A 229-nucleotide genomic window follows, 5' to 3' on the forward strand; every position below is an offset into this window, starting at 1 on the left:
GGGCTGAGGGCCCTCATGTCCGAAAGGTCAGCGACCGGGTCGAACCAGTCCGGCGTCGTAGGCAGTGATGACCATGGAGACCCGGTCACGCAGGCTGAGTTTGGACAGGATGTGCCCGATGTGGGTCTTGACGGTCGTCTCGGCCAAGTAGAGCCGCTCGGCGATCTCGGCGTTCGCCAGCCCTTCGCCGACGCAGGTGAGCACCTCGCGCTCCCGGTCGGACAAGGAG

General features: G+C 65.9%; 1 protein-coding gene. It reads right to left on the minus strand.

All coding sequences use genetic code 11. The features are described 5' to 3' along the window. Positions 1-27 precede the first annotated feature (27 nt). Positions 28-229, minus strand: a 202-nt coding sequence (locus QSV46_RS41295; protein ID WP_314964596.1) for a helix-turn-helix transcriptional regulator, incomplete at its 5' end; no start/stop codon positions are given.

The organism is Bradyrhizobium cosmicum (genome assembly GCF_032290525.1).
GTDB lineage: Bacteria > Pseudomonadota > Alphaproteobacteria > Rhizobiales > Xanthobacteraceae > Bradyrhizobium > Bradyrhizobium cosmicum_A.